14 protein-coding genes are annotated in these 18,475 nt (G+C 71.0%); 12 read left to right on the plus strand and 2 right to left on the minus strand.

From position 1 onward, the window contains the following. The first annotated feature begins 7 nt into the window (after window positions 1-7). From BJ984_RS02670 to BJ984_RS02705, 8 genes are all read left to right on the plus strand, one after another. The gene (locus BJ984_RS02670) at window positions 8-1,012 is read left to right on the plus strand and encodes a LacI family DNA-binding transcriptional regulator (RefSeq protein ID WP_179549279.1); all 1,005 of its coding nucleotides are present in this window, start codon (window positions 8-10) and stop codon (window positions 1,010-1,012) included. A 208-nt stretch (window positions 1,013-1,220) separates the two neighbouring features. Then, window positions 1,221-2,273, plus strand: coding sequence for a LacI family DNA-binding transcriptional regulator (locus tag BJ984_RS02675; RefSeq protein ID WP_179546718.1), 1,053 nt, complete (start codon window positions 1,221-1,223; stop codon window positions 2,271-2,273). Between the two features lie 129 nt (window positions 2,274-2,402). Continuing rightward, on the plus strand, window positions 2,403-3,671 hold the full coding sequence (locus tag BJ984_RS02680) for an ABC transporter substrate-binding protein (RefSeq protein ID WP_179546719.1): 1,269 nt from the start codon (window positions 2,403-2,405) through the stop codon (window positions 3,669-3,671). A 97-nt stretch (window positions 3,672-3,768) separates the two neighbouring features. After that, window positions 3,769-4,719: a carbohydrate ABC transporter permease gene (locus BJ984_RS02685; RefSeq protein WP_179546720.1), complete on the plus strand. Its 951-nt coding sequence runs from the start codon at window positions 3,769-3,771 to the stop codon at window positions 4,717-4,719. Next, window positions 4,716-5,600 (plus strand): carbohydrate ABC transporter permease, encoded by an 885-nt coding sequence (locus tag BJ984_RS02690; RefSeq protein WP_271206372.1) that lies wholly within the window; start codon window positions 4,716-4,718, stop codon window positions 5,598-5,600. The genes BJ984_RS02685 and BJ984_RS02690 overlap by 4 nt, the downstream gene beginning before the upstream one ends. A gap of 37 nt (window positions 5,601-5,637) precedes the next feature. Further along, window positions 5,638-6,906 carry a family 1 glycosylhydrolase gene (locus tag BJ984_RS02695; RefSeq protein ID WP_179546721.1) on the plus strand — a complete coding sequence of 423 codons (1,269 nt, stop codon included), beginning with the start codon at window positions 5,638-5,640 and terminating at the stop codon, window positions 6,904-6,906. A 31-nt stretch (window positions 6,907-6,937) separates the two neighbouring features. Further along, window positions 6,938-8,455 carry an arabinosylfuranosidase ArfA gene (gene arfA / locus BJ984_RS02700; protein WP_179546722.1) on the plus strand — a complete coding sequence of 506 codons (1,518 nt, stop codon included), beginning with the start codon at window positions 6,938-6,940 and terminating at the stop codon, window positions 8,453-8,455. Window positions 8,456-8,657: 202 nt separating this feature from the next. Next, window positions 8,658-9,452, plus strand: coding sequence for a CPBP family intramembrane glutamic endopeptidase (locus BJ984_RS02705; protein ID WP_271206373.1), 795 nt, complete (start codon window positions 8,658-8,660; stop codon window positions 9,450-9,452). Window positions 9,453-9,539: 87 nt separating this feature from the next. On the opposite strand, the gene BJ984_RS02710 is transcribed toward BJ984_RS02705, so the two are convergent. Then, window positions 9,540-9,839 (minus strand): hypothetical protein, encoded by a 300-nt coding sequence (locus tag BJ984_RS02710; protein WP_179546723.1) that lies wholly within the window; start codon window positions 9,837-9,839, stop codon window positions 9,540-9,542. 168 nt (window positions 9,840-10,007) lie between these two features. Between BJ984_RS02710 and BJ984_RS02715 the strand changes: the two genes are divergently transcribed. From BJ984_RS02715 to BJ984_RS02725, 3 genes are all read left to right on the plus strand, one after another. Beyond that, window positions 10,008-10,655 carry a PepSY domain-containing protein gene (locus BJ984_RS02715; RefSeq protein WP_179546724.1) on the plus strand — a complete coding sequence of 216 codons (648 nt, stop codon included), beginning with the start codon at window positions 10,008-10,010 and terminating at the stop codon, window positions 10,653-10,655. Between the two features lie 70 nt (window positions 10,656-10,725). Further along, window positions 10,726-11,400 (plus strand): response regulator transcription factor, encoded by a 675-nt coding sequence (locus BJ984_RS02720; protein ID WP_179546725.1) that lies wholly within the window; start codon window positions 10,726-10,728, stop codon window positions 11,398-11,400. A 32-nt stretch (window positions 11,401-11,432) separates the two neighbouring features. Next, on the plus strand, window positions 11,433-12,938 hold the full coding sequence (locus tag BJ984_RS02725) for a sensor histidine kinase (RefSeq protein ID WP_179546726.1): 1,506 nt from the start codon (window positions 11,433-11,435) through the stop codon (window positions 12,936-12,938). A gap of 305 nt (window positions 12,939-13,243) precedes the next feature. Here BJ984_RS02725 and BJ984_RS02730 read toward each other — a convergent pair whose 3' ends face one another. Then, the gene (locus BJ984_RS02730; protein WP_179546727.1) at window positions 13,244-17,257 is read right to left on the minus strand and encodes a glycoside hydrolase; all 4,014 of its coding nucleotides are present in this window, start codon (window positions 17,255-17,257) and stop codon (window positions 13,244-13,246) included. A gap of 189 nt (window positions 17,258-17,446) precedes the next feature. On the opposite strand from BJ984_RS02730, the gene BJ984_RS02735 reads away from it, so the two are divergent. Next, the gene (locus BJ984_RS02735; protein WP_179546728.1) at window positions 17,447-18,346 is read left to right on the plus strand and encodes an arginase family protein; all 900 of its coding nucleotides are present in this window, start codon (window positions 17,447-17,449) and stop codon (window positions 18,344-18,346) included. The last annotated feature ends 129 nt before the right edge of the window (window positions 18,347-18,475 follow it).

An 18,475-nucleotide genomic window follows, 5' to 3' on the forward strand; every position in this document is an offset into this window, starting at 1 on the left:
GCCGTCGATGGCCGACGTCGCCCAGCACGCCGGCGTCTCGTCGCAGACCGTCTCCCGCGTCTCGAACGGCCTCACCAACGTCGACGAGTCGACCCGCGAGCGGGTGCTCGCCTCGATGCAGGCCCTCGGCTACCGCCCGAACGGGGCAGCCCGCGCCCTGAAGCGCGGACGCTTCAACAGCATCGGCGTGATCATGTTCACGCTCGCGACCTTCGGCAACATGCGCACCCTCGACGCCATCGCCACCGAGGCCGCCAAGGCCGACTACTCGGTCACGCTCATCCCGCTCGCCGACCAGACCCTCGGTGCGGTCTCCGGCGCCTACCGTCGGCTGAACGACCAGGCGGTCGACGGCGTCGTCATCGTGTTCGAGGCGCACCTGATCGACCGCGGCGAGATCGCGCTGCCGCCGGGCCTGCCGGTGGTGGTCATCGACTCCAACGCGGGTTCCGGATACGCGGTGGTCGACAACGACCAGCTCGAGGGCGCGCGGCTCGCGACCCAGCACCTCCTCGACCTCGGCCACCGCCAGGTGCACCACATCGCAGGCCCGACCACCTCGTTCTCGGCGATGCACCGGGTGGACTCGTGGCGCTCGACGCTGCGTGCATCCGGAATCGAACCGCCGTCGGTGCACCATGGCGACTGGTCGACCGAGTCGGGCTACCAGATCACGCTCGCGCTGGCCGCCGACCCGTCGGTGACTGCCATCTTCGCCGCGAACGACCAGATGGCGCTCGGCGCGATGCGGGCGCTGCACCAGCTCGGGCGCGACATCCCGGGTGACGTGAGCGTCGTGGGCTACGACGACATGGAGGAGGCGCACTCGTTCTGGCCGCCGCTCACCACGGTGCGGCAGGACTTCCACTCGGTGGGGCGGATCGCGATGGAGCGACTGTTCGAGCAGATCGCGGCCGGGGGGCACTCCTCGCTGGGCGGGGTGACGACGGTGCCGACGGAGCTCGTGGTGCGGGAGTCGACGGGGGCGCCGCGGGGGGTCTCGGGGTCGTAGTCGCTTCGCGACGAGCAGCCTCAGTCTGGAAGGGCGACGTCATCGACGTCGCACCGGCGGGCGCTGCAGCCGCTGCGCACTGGGGCCGGCGAGCACACGGCAGCGCGGTTATGGCTAGTTTTGAGATGGCCGGTCCGCGGACGGCCGAGCTCAAGGCAGCACGTATCCGGCGCTGCGACTGCAGCGGAGGCGATCAGGGAGGAGGCCGATGAGCACGCAGAACGGTTCGGTGACGATGCAGGACGTCGCCGCCCTCGCGAAGGTTTCGGTGAAGACCGTGTCGAACGTGCTGTCCGGCTACGAGCACGTCTCCGCCAAGATGCGCGCGCGGGTGATGGCCGCGGTCACCGAGCTGAACTACGAGATCAACGTCTCGGCGCGCAATCTGCGCACCGGCCGCACCCAGGTGCTCGGCCTCGCCGTGCCCGAGCTCAGCCAGGCCTACTTCGCCGAACTGGCCGACGCGGTCATCCGGGCCGCCAAGGAGCGCAACTACACCGTGCTGATCGAGCAGACCACGACCGGTGGGCCCGACGAGATCTCGACGGTGAGCGCGATGCGACGGCACGCGATCGACGGCGTGATCTTCAGCCCCTTCGCGCCCGAGTCGGGCGATCTGTCGCGGCTCGACCTCGAGTTCCCCGTCGTGGTGCTCGGCGACCGTGACGCCGTGAGCCCCGCCGATCACATCACGATGTCGAACGTCGCGGCGGTCAAGGCGGCGACCGACCACCTGATCGAGTCGGGCCGGTCCCGCATCGCCGTGATCGGATCGGACCCGCACGATCCCGTCGGCACCGCCGCACTGCGGTTCCGCGGCTACGCCGAGTCGCTGCGGGAGCACGGCCGTGACCTGGTGAGCGACCTCGTCTGCTCGGTGCAGCTCTGGCACCGCGCCGACGGAGCGGCCGCGGTCGAACGACTGCTCGAGCGCGGCGTCGAGTTCGACGGGCTGGTCTGCTTCAACGACGCGTTGGCGCTCGGGGCGATGGCCCGGCTGCAGCAGCTCGGCCGACGGGTGCCCGACGACGTCGGCGTGGTCGGCTTCGACGACATCGAGGACTCGCGGTTCTCGACGCCGAGCCTGACCACCGTCTCGCCGGGGCGGGAGGAGATCGCGCGCCTGGCGGTCGACACCCTGGTGCGCCGGATCGAGCATCCCGGTCAGCGTGACGTTCCGGTCGACCTGGCCGTGGGCTACGAGCTGGTGGTGCGCGGCTCCAGTACGCCTCTCTCGGCCGCAAGAGCACCCTCCCGCTGAGCCGAGCCGGAAGCCACTTGACGCCCCGACCGCGATCGGTTACCGTCATTTTTACATCGATGTAAATTTCATCGGGATCCCGATACCACGCTCCGCAACAAAGTCGTCGGAGCAGATAGCAGGTGCACAGTGAAGAAGCTGATGATCGCGGCAGCCGCGATCGCCCTCGCCACCGCAGGGCTCTCCGGATGCTCGGCCTCCGGCTCCGAGACCGCAGCCTCCGGTCCGGTCGAGCTCACGTTCTGGCACGGATACACCGAGGCCGACGGCGACGTGCTCGACTCCATCGTCGACGACTTCAACGCCTCGCAGGACGACGTGAAGATCAGCACCGAGACCAAGACCTGGGCGGTCATCGACGACACCCTGCTGCCCGCGCTGTCGTCGGACAGCGGACCGCAGCTGGTCGCCATGCCCGCCGAGCGCCTTCCGGTGTACGCCTCGAAGAAGGCGCTCGTCGACCTCGACGGCTTCTACGCCTCCGACTCCAGCAACACGGCCGAGCTGAATCCCGAAGCCGTGGCCATGGAGACCGTCGACGGCGTGAAGTACGGCGTGCCCACCGGGTTCGTGCCGCTCAGCGTCTTCTACAACAAGGCGCTGCTCGACGCGGCCGGGGTGACCACCTTCCCGACCACCTGGGACGAGTGGGTGGATGCGGCCAAGAAGTCCACCATCGACCAAGACGGCGACGGCACCCCCGAGCAGTACGGACTGGTGCTGCCTGACCACGGGACCGTGGGCAACGGCCTCTGGGCCAGCCTGTTCGAGGGCAACGGCGGTTCCATCACCAGCGAGGACGGCACGGAGGCCACGATCGACTCGCCCGAGAACGTCGAGACCCTCGAGTACTGGTCGTCGGCCATCAACGACGACAAGATCTCGCCCACCGGTGTCGACGGCATCGGAGCCGACAACCTCTTCACCGCCGGAAAGGCCGCGATGCACGTCGGCGGGCCCTGGATGGCGTTCGTCTCGAAGGACGCCGGCATCGACTACGGCATCGCGCCCATCCCGGCAGGCCCCGAGGCGCAGGTGGCTTCGGCCATCGGCGTGTCCATGGCCGTGACCGCTCAGGCCGACGAGGCCGAGCAGAAGGCGGCCGAGAAGTTCCTCGCCTACTTCAACGACAAGGCGACCGCGACCGAGTGGTCGCTCGGCTCCGGATGGCCGTCGCTGCGCACCGACGTGACCGCCGCCGACGTGGCGTCCAACCCCATCGTGGCCACCCTCACCGAGATCGCTCCCTACAGCCGGGCGCTGCTGCCCGGCGTCGTCCAGAGCACCGACGTGCTGACGGCGGTCGACGAGGCCACGCAGAAGGCCGTGGCCGGCGGTGATCCCGCCGAGCTGCTGTCTGCAGCCCAGTCCGAGATCGACGGCGCGCTGAGCAAGTAGCGCGCGTCCGGGCACCCGGCCCCCACAGGGGCGGGTGCCCGGCGGCTCCTCCCGCACCCCGGCGCACGCCGCCACCGGCTCGAGAAAGCAGAGCACCATGACCACAACGACGTCGAGACCCGGCCGGCGCTACCGCCCGCCGGCCCAGCTCGGCGGGCGCGGCCCCGTCGGCGCGACCTTCCGGCGCCGGTTGACGATCGTCGGCTTCCTCGCTCCCGCCCTCGTCATCCTGGGTGTGTTCGTCGGCTGGCCGATGGTCTCCGCACTCCGGCTGTCCTTCACCGACGCGAGCGGCTTCGGGCAGGAAAAGTGGGTGGGGCTCGACAACTACGTGCGCGTCTTCACCGACTCCGACATCGTGCGGTCGATCGGCAACACCGCGCTCTACGCCGTGCTGTTCACGCCGGTGGCGATCGTGGTGGCCCTCGTGCTGGCCCTGCTGATCAACAGCCCGCGGCTGCCGTTCCGCGGCTTCTTCCGCACCACGCTCTTCCTGCCCTTCATCGTGTCGCTCGCGGTCGCGGCCTTCGCCTGGTCGTACCTCCTCGACCCGCAGATCGGTCTGCTCAACTACTGGCTCCAGGCCCTGGGCGTGCGGATCGGCAACGTGCTGCAGGATCCCGTGCTCGCCATGCCCACCGTCGTGCTCGTCGCCGTGTGGAAGAGCTTCGGCTTCTACATGGTCATCTTCCTCGCCGGCCTGCAGGAGATCCCGACGAGCCTCTATGAAGCCGCGCAGCTCGACGGCGCCACCGGCTGGAAGCGGTTCACGAACGTGACCTTCCCGATGCTCGGCAACACCATGGCCTTCGTGGGGATCGTGGCCTTGATCGCGGCACTCCAGGCCTTCGATCAGATCTACGTGCTCACCGGCGGCGGCCCGTACCGCAGCACCCAGACCATCGTGATGGAGATCTACAGCTCGGGCTTCAAGGACCTGGAACTCGGATTCGCCTCGGCCCTGTCGTACGTGCTGCTCATCGCGACGCTGCTGCTCAGCCTGGTGCAGTTCCTGTTCTTCGGTCGCCGCGCGGAGTCGGCCTCGTGAGCGCCGTCGTGTCGGCCGCCCGGCCGGTCGAGCGGGATGCGGTGCGCATCCGGGCCCGGCGTCGTGAGCGGGTCATCCGCTGGTCGTTCTTCGCCGCCTTCCTCGTGGTGACGATCGCCATCATGCTGCCGGTGATCATCATCGTGCTCACCGCCTTCAAGCCGGTCTCGGAGGTGAACGCGTACCCGCCGACCCTGCTGCCCACGACCTGGACGCTCGACAACTTCGCCACGATCTTCTCCGACCTGCCGTTCCTCCGCCTGATCGGCAACAGCGTGGTGTTCGCGGGTGGTGTGACGGTGTTCGCGCTGGCGTTCGACTCCCTCGCCGCCTACGCCCTGGCGCGGCTGGACTTCCGGGGCAATCGCGTGCTGCTCGTCGTGATCATCGCCAGCCTGATGATCCCGTTCCAGGCCACGCTCATCCCGATCTACCAGCTCGTCTCCGATCTGGGCTGGGTGAACACCTTCCTCGGGTTGATCGTGCCGCGGGCGGCCGACGCGTTCGGCATCTTCTTCCTGCGCCAGTTCTTCGTCTCGCTCCCGCGCGACCTCGACAACGCGGCCCGGATCGACGGGGCGTCGGAGTGGCGCATCTTCCGCAGCATCGTGCTCCCGAACGCCGTGCCGGCCCTGCTCACCCTCGCGATCTTCACCTTCGTGAACAACTGGAACGACCTGCTCTGGCCGCTGGTGTTCACCACCGACTCCGAGATGGGAACCATCACCTCGGGACTGACACTGCTCACCGGCCCCGGCGGCATCATCCCCCAGGGAGTGATGATGGCGGGCTCGCTCATCGCCGTGCTGCCACTCGCCGTCATGTTCCTGCTCGTGCAGCGACGCTTCATCGAGAGCGTCGCCAGCACGGGTCTGAAGTGACCGGCTCCCCCACTCGCACGACAAGAAACGAGCATCCATGAACTGGTTCGACGACGGCCGGCTGCACTTCGCGCTGGGCATCGAGGACACCTTCGTGCCGCAGTCCCGCCCGGGAGAGCGGGCGATCGACGAGTACGAACTGACCGAGCACTACCAGCAGTACCGCGCCGATCTCGGTCTGGCCAAGGGAGTCGGCGCCGAGATGGTGCGGTGGGGCGTGCCCTGGTACCGCGTCGCCCCGCAGGCCGGAGCGTGGGACTGGTCGTGGGTCGACCGCGTGATGGACCGCTTCGCCGAACTGGAGCTGCGGCCGCTCGTGGATCTGCTGCACTACGGCACCCCCCTCTGGCTGGAAGAGCAGTTCGCGCATCCCGACTACGCACAGCACGTCACGGAGTACGGAGCCCGTTTCGCCGAGCGCTACGGCCACGTCGCCACCGACTACACGCCCGTCAACGAGCCGACGATCCACGCCCTGTTCTCCGGCGAGTACGCGTACTGGCCGCCGTACCTGTCGGGAGAAGCCGGCTTCACCCGCATCGCGGAGGCGCTCGCCCGGGGGTTCGTCGGCACCCAGCGTGCCATCGCGCAGGTGCTCGGCGACCGGGCGACCTTCCTGCACGTCGACGCGGGCATGCGCTACACGGGCGCCGTCGACGCCGCCGAGCACGTCGAGACGGTGACCCGCCTGCGCGAGCAGTCCTTCCTGGTCGAGGATCTCGTCACCGGCCGCGTCGACGCCCGTCACCCCCTGCTCCGCCAGCTCTCTCGGGGCGGGATGTCCGACGCCTCACTGTCGTGGTTCAGCGAGAACCGGGTGCAGCCCGACGTGATGGGGGTGAACTACTACCCGAGGCATTCCACGGAGGTGTTCGAGGCGGGGGTGCATCACGGTGGGGGCTTCGCCGACCCGCGTCCGTACCACGACGCCGGCACCGAGGGCCTCGCCGAGGTGCTGCTCGCCTACGCCGCACGCTACGGCGCCCCCGTGATGCTGAGCGAGACCTGCGTCACCGGAACGCCGACGGAGCGCATCCGCTGGATGGACGAGTCGCTGGCCGAGATCGGACGACTGCGCCGGCAGGGCCTCGCCGTCGTCGGGTACACCTGGTGGCCGTTGTTCGACATGTACGAGTGGACCTATCGGCACAGCGACGCGCCCCGTGCCGATCACCTCCTCACCATGGGCCTGTTCGACCTCGTCGAGCAGGCCGACGGCACCCTCGCCCGCCGTCGCAACGCCGTCGCCGACCGCTTCGAGCTGCACGCCACCACCTCCACGGCCCTCCAGACCTCCCTCGCCTGAGACCGGACCCTTGATCAGATCGGACCCCCCAATGCTCGACGCCCGCCTCTCGCTCGACCCGCGCTCCCCGATCGGGACCATCGACCGACGGCTCTTCGGCTCGTTCATCGAGCACCTCGGCCGGGCCGTCTACCACGGCATCCACGAGCCCTCCCACCCCACCGCCGACGGGAACGGATTCCGGCAGGACGTGATCGAGCTCGTCAAGGAGCTCGGCGTCTCGACCATCCGCTACCCCGGCGGCAACTTCGTCTCCGGTTTCCGCTGGGAGGACAGCGTCGGACCGGTCACCGAGCGGCCCCGCCGCCTCGACCTCGCCTGGCACTCCACCGAGACCAACGAGGTCGGCCTGCACGAGTTCTCGGACTGGCTCGAGGCGGTGGGCAGTGAGCTGATGCTCGCCGTGAACCTCGGGACCCGAGGCACCGCGGAGGCCCTGGAACTGCTCGAGTACACCAACCTCGCCTCCGGAACGGCCCGCGCCGAAGCCCGCCGCGCGAACGGACGCGAGGAGCCGTTCGACGTGCGCATGTGGTGCCTGGGCAACGAGATGGACGGTCCCTGGCAGCTCGGCCACTCCTCCGCCGAGGACTACGGCAAGAAGGCCGCCATGACGGCGAGCGCGATGCGGTCGTTCGACCCGGACCTGCAGCTCGTGGTCTGCGGTTCGTCGAGCTCCTCGATGCCCACCTTCGGCGAGTGGGAGCGGGTGGTGCTCTCGCACTGCTACGACGACGTCGACTACATCTCCTGCCACGCCTACTACGAGGAGAAGGGCGACCGCGCGAGCTTCCTCGCGTCGGGGGTCGACATGGACCGCTTCATCGACGCGGTCGTCGCCACCGCCGACCACGTCAAGGCGGTGCGAGGCAGCAGCAGGACCATCGACCTCTCCTTCGACGAGTGGAACATCTGGTACAACGAGAAATTCGAGACGGTCGACAAGATCACCGGCGTCGACAACTGGCCGGTCGCCCCCCGGCTCCTCGAGGACGAGTACACCGTCACCGACGCCGTGGTCTTCGGCAGCCTGATGATCTCTTTACTGAAGCACGCCGACCGGGTGACCAGCGCCTCCCTCGCCCAGCTCGTGAACGTGATCGCGCCGATCATGACCGAGCCGGGCGGGCCGGCCTGGCGGCAGACCACGTTCTTCCCCTTCGCCGAGACCTCGGCTCACGCGCGCGGCGTCGCCGTCGACGTGGCGCTCGACGCGCCCGGCTACGACACCGCCCGCTACGGCACCGTGCCCGTGGTCGACGCGGTCGCGAGCCACGACACAGAGGCCGGCCGGGCGGCGGTCTTTCTCGTGAACCGGTCTCAGGATGCGCCTCTGCGGGTGTCCGTGCAGCTCGCGTCGGCCCTCGGCGCCATCACGGCGGCCGACGCGGTCGTGCTGCACGACGACGATCCGATGGCGTCGAACACCCTCGCGCACCCGGATCGGGTCTCGCTGAAGGGCCTCGACGTGCAGGTGGACGGGTCGAGCATCGTGCTCGAGCTGCCTCCGGTGTCGTGGGCTCGGGTGAGCGTGGTGGTGGCGGGATAGGTAAGCAGCTCGCCGGCGGGTTGCGCATCCTTCGATCGGGCATGCGCCGCTCGTGACCGGCGGGCCGCCAGTTCCCCTCTCGCCGGATCATCCGGCCTCGCTTAGGGTGAAACAGACCGGCGATCACTCTGAGCTCGCGGTCGTCTTCGTCGGGAACCTGAGCTCGGGCCCATCCACGACCCCTCGAACGGAAGGCACACGCGTGCGCGTCACCCCTCGGATCTGGATCGGCCTGGCGATCTGGGCCGGCTATGTGCTGGTCATCTTCGTCGTCTCGATCCTGAGCGGCGTGCCCTTCCCCGAGATCGGCACGTCTGCGGAATCGACGTGGCGCGGGGCGGTGCTCGACCTCGCCGTCGGCGCCCTCGGACTCGTCGTCGTCGCGACGGTGCTGGGGTGGTGGCGCCCAGCCCTGTTCGAGCGCCGACGGTCGCAGCACCGGTGGCCGGTGTTCGTGCCGATCATCATGCTCGTCGCCGCCGTGCTGAACCTGATCAACACGGATTGGTCTCAGTTCGACGCGTCGTTCGTGCTCGCGCTGGTGGCGCTCGGTGTCCTCGTCGGGTTCAACGAGGAGCTGATGGCCCGGGGCCTGCTGCTGACCGCGCTGCGGTCCCGGCTCGGTGAGGGCTGGGTCTGGTTCCTCTCCAGCGCTCTGTTCGGGGTCATGCACCTCGTCAACGCCGCACTCGGCGCCCCGCTGGCTAGCTCGCTCCTCCAGGCGGCGCTGGCGTTCGCGTCAGGGACGGCGTTCTACATCGTGCGCCGGGTCACCGGTTCGTTGATCTGGGCGATGCTGCTGCACGGCCTCTGGGACGTGTCGGTGTTCTCCGTCGGGCACGCCCCCATCTCGACCGCGTTAGGAGCCGTCCTCGCGCCACTCATCGGCATCCTCTCGCTCGCCGTCGTCTACTGGGTCATCAAGGGAACCGGCGAACGGGTGCCGCCTGCCGACGCGCGGCGATGGAGCGCCCCCACACCCTCGACGGCGGTCTAGCGCGCGGTTCGAACCGTCGATGCGACGGGTGGTGCTTCGGGATGCTCGTCAGGACGAGCGCGATCGTGCGCCTCCCGACGGTCAGCTCTATCTGCCCGCCACCAGCAGCGCCAGCAGCCCCGCGAGCACCACCGGCACCACCACGAACACCATCACCCGCACGAGCGCGCGCGGGCGCGGGCGCCCCGTCGCTCCGCTGCTGCCGACGTGGTAACCGGCCAGCACGATCAGCGGTCCACCCACGAGCCCGAGGAACGTCGCGGCGCCCGGCGCTGCACCCAGCTGGCCGACGGTGGCGAAGAATCCGAGGGCACCCAGCAGAGCGAGTACGAAGCCCAGCGGCCTCGCCACGAGGAGCCACCACGGGCGCACCTCGGAATTGCTCATCTGAAACGTCCCCTCGTCGTGTTCATTCAAGCCGAGTGATCGTGCGACCGCCAGGCGGAGCATGGCTCCGGGGTCGTGGGCCGCTTCAGGCTGGCTTCAGCGGCCGGTTGGGAGTGTGGGGGTGTTCGCACGCAGTGCGTGTCCACTCGCTTCACGAAGGAGAACCCCATGCAGAAGAAGACGAAGATCATCGGCGGCGCGACCCTGGCGGCTGTGCTCGTGCTCGGCGGAACCGGGATCGCGTACGCCGCGACCGACGGGTTCGAGGGTTCCGACGCGCTGACCGGCGGCGACCTCGACCGCGCGGCGACGGTGGCCTCCGAGGAGATCGGCGGCGGGTCGGTGACCTCGGCCGAGCGCGACGACGACGGGTACGAGCTCGAGCTGAAGGGTGACGACGGGCGGTACTACGAGGTCGAGCTGGACGGGTCGTTCGGGGTCGTGTCGAGCAGCGCGGATGACCGGGTGGGCGACACCGGGTCGAGCGGCAGCGGCAGCGGCAGCGGCTCGGGCGAGAGCGGCGAAAGCGGCGAGAGCGGCACGGGCGAGGCGGGCGGCCCGGCGGATGGCGGCGATGACGAGGGTGACGGCGCGGGTGCGGGCAGCGCATCCGTCGACCCCGACGACCTGCAGGGCGAGGAGCTCGAGAAGGCCTCGGCCGCTGCAATCGCCGAGGCCGGCGGCGGCTCCGTGACCGACGCCGAGACGAGCGACGACGCCGACCACGCCTATGACGTCGAGGTGCGACTGGATGACGGCACCGAGGTCGACATCGACCTCGACGCCTCGTTCGGGGTCGTGCGCACCGAGAAGTAGGGGCGAGACCCAGGGCGGGCCGGCGATGTCGGCCCGCCCTTGTAGCGTTGACGGAGCGGAGGGAGACCGGATGCGCATCCTCGTGATCGACGACGAGCTGAACCTGCTGCGCGCCGTCGAGACCGGGCTCGAGGCCGAGGGCTTCGCCGTCGACACCGCCACGAACGGCACCGACGGGCTGTGGCTCGCCCGCGAGAACGACTACGCCGCCATCGTGCTCGACATCATGCTGCCGGGCATGAGCGGATTCCGCATCTGCGCCGAGCTGCGGCGGGCCGGCGACTGGACGCCCGTGATCATGCTCACCGCGAAGGACGGCGACCTCGACCAGGTCGAGGCGCTCGACACCGGGGCCGACGACTACCTCACCAAGCCGTTCTCGTTCCAGGTGCTGCTGGCGCGGCTGCGGGCGCTGATCCGGCGCGGCGGGTCCGAGCGGCCGACCGTGCTGACCGTCGGCGATCTCGCGCTCGACCCGGCGACCAAGCGGGTCACCCGCGGCGACGTGCCGATCGAGCTGACGACGCGGGAGTTCAGCGTGCTCGAGTTCCTCGTGTCGCGGGCGGGCGCCGTCGTGTCGAAGCGCGAGGTGCTCGGGGCGGTGTGGGACTTCGACTTCGAGGGCGATCCGAACATCGTCGAGGTGTACGTGCGGCACCTGCGCAACAAGGTCGACCGGCCGTTCGGGCGCGCGTCGATCGAGACGATGCGCGGGTCTGGGTACCGGGTGGTCGACGATGGGTGAGCGGGCCGGGTCGGGGTACCGGGTGGTCGCCGATGCATGAGCGCGCCGGGTCGACGGATGCGCGGGCCGCCGCTGCGACGGGCCCCCGCCCGGGCGACGGAACCCGACGGCGCCCGTTCGGGCGGCCCCGTTCGGTGCGGGCGCGCATCACGCTGATCACCACGCTCGTGGTGGCCGTCTCGGCGGGCCTCGGTGGGGCGGGATTCGCGCTCGTGCTGTCGCAGAGTCTGCTCGACCAGGCGACGACCGCCGCCGAGCTCGAGCTCGACCGGTTCGAGGCCGCGGTCGACACGGGTGGGCCCGGTTCGCTCGCCGAGCTCGACGGGTACGCCCAGGTCGTGCGCGACGGGGCGGTGGTGGGCGCGACCGACGAGCTCGAGGACGTGGCGCCGCTCGCCGGGTCCGGCCCCTCCGGCTCCCCCGGCCCGTCGGGCTCGTCCGGCGGTGACGACGACTCGGGCGACGACGATCCCGGGGGCCCCGGCATCACCGGTGACCGCGGCACGTCCGACGCCGGCGACCTCACCGGGCGGGTGGTCTCGGTGCCGGGCGACGACGACCGCCTCGTGGTCGCGGCGAAGGAGGTCGACGACGGGCTGCTCGTCGCCGGCGTCGACGACGGGCCGCGCACCGAGGCCGTCGGCACCACGGTCGTTCTGCTGCTCGTCGCCGTGCCGCTGCTCGTCGCCGCCATGGCCCTCGTGACCTGGCTCGCCGTGGGGAGGGCGCTGCGGCCGGTCGAGCGCATCCGTCTGGACACCGAGCAGGTCACCGCCGCCGACCTCGGCCGCCGCATCGCCGCTCCCGGATCGGGCGACGAGATCGACCGCCTCGCCCAGACCATGAACCGCATGCTCGAGCGCCTCGACGAGAGCCAGCGCCGGCAGCGCCGCTTCGTGTCCGACGCCTCGCACGAGCTGCGCTCCCCCATCAGCGCCCTGCGCCAGAACGCCGAGGTCGCGCTCGCCTACCCCGACCGCCTGCCGGTCGAGCGCCTCGGGCGCACGGTCGCCGAGGAGTCCGCGCGAATGGCCGAGCTCGTCGACGGCCTGCTGCTGCTCGCGCGCGCGGATGAGCGGGGCCTGGTTCCGGATGCGCGCGACGTCGACCTCGACGACCTCGCCCTCGCCGAGGCGCGGCGGCTCCGCGCGCTCGCTCCCCAGCTCACGGTCGACGCGACCGGCGTCTCGGCAACACGCGTGCGCGGCGACTCCCGGATGCTCGAGCGAGCCCTCCGCAACCTCGGCGACAACGCGGCGCGGCACGCCCGCGGGCGCATCGCGATCTCGTGCACCGTCCTCGACGGCGCCGCCGTGCTCACCGTGGACGACGACGGACCGGGCATCCCCCCCGACGAGCGCGAGCGCGTGTTCGAGCGCTTCGTGCGGCTCGACGACTCGCGTGCGCGCGACAGCGGCGGATCGGGCCTCGGCCTGCCGATCGTCGCATCGATCGCGGCGGCGCACGGAGGCGCGGCCACCGCCACGGCGTCGCCCCTCGGCGGCGCCCGCCTCGAGCTCCGCCTCCCGCCCGCCTGACCCCGCCCGCGGCCATCGACCCGTCACAAACCGCCCTCTCGATGCGCTGAGAGGGCGATTTGCGACGGGTCGGTGAGAGAGGGGCCCGCCCGCCCGGACTCCGGTCCCGCAGACGCGGATGGGTGGGTCGCGGCACACCAGGTGCTCCGCGCACGCCTGGGCGGTGCCGATGCTCCAGAGGACTCGGTGCCGGCCACGCGTGCCCGAAGCCATCGCCCGAGACGCGGATGCGGCGCACCGAGGTGGTGCGCCGCATCCGGGTGGGGTAGGACCGGTTCAGGCCGGGTGGACCGGCGTGGGGTAGGTCAGGCGCGGCGGTGCCGGCGGAGGCCGAGGGCCAGGGCGCCGAGGAGCAGCGCCAGGAGGCCTCCCGCCACGAGCGGCAGCGGGGCCGCGCCGGTCGAGGCGAGGCCGCCGGCGCCCGAGCCGCCGGTCCCGCCCGAACCCGCACCGCCGGAGCCGGAGCCACCCGAGCCCGAGCCGTCGCCGGGAGCTCCGGGCGCGCCGGGAGTCCCGGGCGAACCCGGGGTGCCCGGGGTGCTGGGGTCGCCGGGCGTCCCCGGGTCGCCCGGCGTGACCGGCGGGTCGACCGCCGCCGCGATGGCGACGGCTGCCGAGTCCGCCGTCCCCACGCGGTACCCGTCCGCGCCTGCGGTCACGCGCGCCGAGACGGCGTGGTCCGCGTCGTCCGCGACCGGCGTGTAGCCGGGCGAGGTGGCCCCCGCGATCGGAGCCCCGTCGCGCATCCATTGCACCGACGCACCCGCAGCAGCAGCCGCCGGGTCGGTCGTCACGACGACCGAGAGCGGCGAGCCGACGCGGTACGCCCCGTCGATCTGGGTGCCCGAGACCACCGCCGACACCGCGACCGCCCGGTCGAAGCGCACCGTGTAGCTGGTGACGCTCACGCCGTCGGGCGCCGTGACGGTCACGGTCGCGACCGCGCCGTTCGCATCCGTCGCCGGATCGATGGCCACCGTGGCGTCGGTGTCGACCGCGAAGGCCTGCAGCACCGGGATCCGCGACCCCGACGACGGCACCGTGTACGAGGTGGTCGCCGGGTCGAAGCCCTCGATCGCGACGCCGTCGACCGCGAGTCGGGCGAGCTGCGACACCGTCGAGACGCCGGCCGCGGTGGCGTAGATCTCCACCTCCGACACGATCATGTGCGTGTCGGGCGCCGCCGTCAGTGCGGCCCGCACCGCCGACGCCTGCACGCCGCCGAGGGCGACGTCGACCACGGGAGCGCTTCCGTCGGGCGAGACGACGGCGGTCGGAGCATCCGGAGCCGCCACCCAGTCACCCGCGGGCGTGCGGTACTCGACGGTCAGCGAGGTCGGCCAGGTCTCGGAGGACCCGTCCTTCCAGAAGCGCAGCGTGACGCTGTCGACCGTCTTCACCGAGCCGAGGTCGTAGCTCAGCGTGTCGGATGCACGCTTCGAGCTGCTCACCCAGTTCGACCAGCCCTTGTCGTCGAGCACGCGGTTGCGGGTGGCGTCGACGCTGTAACCCGGCTCGGTGAAGGTGGCCGAGGCGGTCGTCGCCGCATCCGGGGCCACGTTCGAGGAGCCCGGCACCGTCACGATCAGCGAGAGCGTCGCGGGCAGAGCCGGCGCCGCGGGGTCGTTGGAGACCGCCTCGCCCGGCACCGTCACCACGCCGGGTGACGCGAGGTCGGCCTGGTCGACGCCCGAGAAGTCCCAGGCGACGACGGCGTCGTAGCTCGTCTTGCTCGCGCCGATGCGGGCGGGCACGGTGGCCGGCGCCGCGTCGATCACGCTCTGCAGCTCGGCCCCCTCGTAGGTGGTCAGCGAGACCGGGTCGGTCGACGTGAAGCCGCCGACCTCCACGGTGACGGATGCGCTGTCGAACGCCGTGCCGAACGCATCCGTTCCCGAACCGGTCACCGTGACGGTGCCGGGCTGGTTCCAGTCGATGCCGTCCGTGTTCCAGGTGACCGGCACCGCGATGCCGGCGCCCGAGCCGTAGATCGGGGTGACCGTCGCGGGCAGCACCGGGGCGACGCCCGCGACCGTGTTCACCGTGATCGGCTCGAAGCCCTGCAGCGCCGTGTCGCGGAAGCCCCACGCCTGGTTGGCGCCGTTGTTCGACTGGTAGACGTTCACCGGGGCGCCCTCGTCGGTCGACTGCCCGGGCACCTCCAGCGCGGTCGCGGTCTGGGCGTTGACCAGGGACCAGCTCGCGCCGGTCGAGGTGGTGAGGATCCACTGGCTCGAGCGGTCGGCCGCGGCCTGCTCGGGCGTCTGGTCGCGCAGCACGACTCCGTCGGACGTGGCGGCGAGCACCTGGCCGGTCGCGCCCCGGAGCACGTAGCGCTCGGAGTTGCTGAGGCCGTCGGTGAGCTTGTCGACCGTCCAGAGCTGGCCGGCCGCGTTCTCGGCGGTGGTGGCGGTGATCACCGCGCCGGGCGCCTCGCCGGTCGCGACGGCGCCGTTCGGCGTCAGGGCCTTGCCGCTCTGCGTGCCGACGATCTGGTAGGCGGAACCGTCCTGAAGGGGGATCGCCGTGTCGGCCACCCCGCTGACACCCGAGATCACGAAGGTCGACACCGAGCGGGCGGGAACCGTGACGGTGACCGTCTTCGCGGTCGCGTCGACCGGCACCGCCGCGCCCTCGACGAGGGCGTTCGCCGTCACGTCGTCGGCGGGCGACTCGGTGGTGACGATCGGGGTGAGGGTGGCTCCGGGAGCGATGGTGCCGAACTCCGCCAGGTCGATCGTGACCGTGCGGTCGCTGGTCGACGGGTTCGCGTGCACCAGGGTCACCCCGCTGCCGTCGGCCTTCAGGGCAGTGGTGGTCTGCGCATCCGTCGAGGGGATGATGTGGTCACCGGGGCGGATGTAGTGCGTGAAGTTGCGGATCGTGTTGTACTTCGCGTTCGTCTCGACCTTGCAGCTCGGGTCGGCGTCGCCGTCGGCGAGGCGCCGCACGCTGTCGCCGTCGGCGTTGCAGTCGAAGTCGATCTGCACGCTGCCCCAGTTGAGCTTCTCGACCTTCTCCATGTTGTAGGCGTCCTCGACCGGCTGCCAGAGCACCCAGGCGCTCGGCTCGAGCTCGCGCAGGTCGTCGGTGATGCGGGCGGCGACGCCCAGGCCGTTGGCGATGTTGGTCTGGTTGTTGACACCGGAGCCGTCCCAGTCGCCCTCGATCTCGCTCATCCAGAGCGGCTTGCCCGCCGCCTTGGCGATGTCGCGGGCGTAGGGGCGGCCGCCGGTGCCGTAGGTGTGCACGTTCAGCTGGTCGACCTCGGCCTTGGCCTCGTCGCTCCAGGTGTTCCAGTTGGTGGCGAAGAGGCCGGGGTTCGTCTCGTCCATCGCCGAGATCACGGCGTCGGTGGTCGTGGTGTCCTCGGCGAGCTCGGCGGCGAGCGCCTTGATGACCTGGTCCTGCACCTCAGGGCCGATGTGGGCACCCTCCTGGCCGCCCTGCTTCGGCCATCCGGTCGACTCGTCGATGTTGGTGCCCCAGTAGTTCGTGTTGGGCTCGTTGAAGGGGTCGACGGTGTCGAAGCGGATGCCCTCCTGCTCCTCCACGGACTGGACCACCGTCTTCAGGTAGGCCACGTAGTCACCGATCGCCTCGGGCTTCAGCTGCTCGGCGCTCGAGTCGAAGCCGCCGGAGACGAAGCCGCTCTCGGTCATGAAGTAGGGCGGGGAGTTGTTGAAGGCCTCCCACTTGGTGATGCGGCTCTTCAGCTGCTCGACCCACCAGCGCTGGGTCTCGTCGGCGGTGAAGTCGTAGGAGGCCGGGTCGTCGGGGTTCCAGGCGGCGGCGTAGCGGTCGCGGTCGGCGTAGTCGGAGGTGATCGGGCCTTCGGCGTCGCTCGCTCGGAGGTCGGGGTTCCACCAGCCGTCGACCGCTGCGCCCTGGCGGAGGTAGGGAGGGACGTCGGAGGCGTTGCCACCGCCGATGTTGTAGCGGGCGATGTTGAGGTTCAGGCCGTCTTCGCCGAAGACCTTGTCGAAGAGGTCCTGGCGGACGTCGGCGGGGTAGTCGCCGGTGGCGTTGGCGAACCAGACGAGGCTGGTGCCCCAGCCCTCGAAGGCCTGGTTCTGGTAGGCGGGGTTGGGGGTGATGGTGAGGGGGGTCGGGGCTGCGGCTGCTTCTTGCGCGGTGGCGGCCTGTGCAGCTGCTTCTTGCGCGGTGGCGGCCTGTGCAGCTGCGGGCGCCGCTGCCGGGGCTCCTGTGCGTGAGGGCGAGGCGGAGGCCGCGGCCCCGCCGCCGAGCGCCGAGGCGCCGAGCAGCAGAGCGATCGACCCCGCCACGGCGGCCGTGCGGGCGCGTGACGACGATGTCATGGGAGTCCTTCGTTGGAGTGCCTGTTTGCGTGAACATTGTGACACCCCCCGTTGTGGTCACGCAAACATTTCGCCCACATCCGTCGAGCCGGATCGTCGCGGGTTGCGGGTGCCCGCCTCCCACACCAGGGTGAAGGGGACGTCCGGTCGTGACGTCCGTCCGATCGCGAGATGCGTCGAGGGAGCCGTATGAGGGTCACCGTACTGGGGGTGCCGAGCAGCACCGGCGCGTACTGCGTGGGGGTGGAGAGTGCGCCCGCGGCACTCCGGGAGGCGGGGCTTCTCGACGCTCTTCGCGCTGCCGGCGCCGACGTCGTGGACGCGGGGGATCTGACGACGCGGTTCTGGCATCCGGATCGGGAGCACCCCTTCGCACAGAACGTGGGCGACGAGGCGGAGTCGATGCGGGAGCTGTCGGCCGCTGCGGCCGGGCTGATCGCCGACGGCGAGAGACTGCTCGTGCTCGGCGGGAGCTGCCTGGTCGCCGTCGGGCTCTGCGCCGCCCTGGCGCAACGCGGGGATCGCCCGCGCCTGGTCTACCTCGACCGTCACCTCGATCTCAACACGCCGCACTCCACCACCGAGGGCTCGCTGAGCTGGATGGGCATGGCCCACGCGCTCGCTCTCGAGGGCGCGGCTCCGGAACTCGTGTCCGCGGCGGGCGACGCTCCGTTGCTGCAGCCGGCCGACCTCGTGTACCTCGGGGCGGACCCGTCGGGGGCGGCCACCGAGTGGGAGCGCGAGCAGGTCTCCGCTCTAGGTCTCGCGATCGTCGACCAGACGGCGCTCTGCGACGATCCCGGCAGCGCGGCGCAGCGAGCGCTCGACGCCATGACCGGCGGGCCGTTCGTCGTCCACCTCGACGTCGACGTCCTCGACTTCCTCGACGCCCCCATCGCCGAGAACGTCAACGGCCGCAACAGCGGGCCCACGATCGCCGTGCTGGGGAGCGCGCTGTCCGTGCTCCTGCAGCACCCCGACTGCCTCGGGCTGTCCCTCGGCCAGCTCGTCCCGGCGCACGCGGCGTCGGAGCCGACCGCGGTTCCGCGGCTCATCGCCGCCCTCGTCTCGGCGCTGACGACCGACTGACGCACCGCCTCCGCGTTCGCGTCCCGGCGCTCGCGTGCCCGGCGCTCTCGTTCGGCCGGGTCAGGGTCGGCGGGTGAGACGGATGATCGGGGCGGGGCGGCTCGACGATGACGTCATGGCGAGCAGCGA

Source organism: Herbiconiux flava (assembly GCF_013409865.1).
Lineage (GTDB): Bacteria > Actinomycetota > Actinomycetes > Actinomycetales > Microbacteriaceae > Herbiconiux > Herbiconiux flava.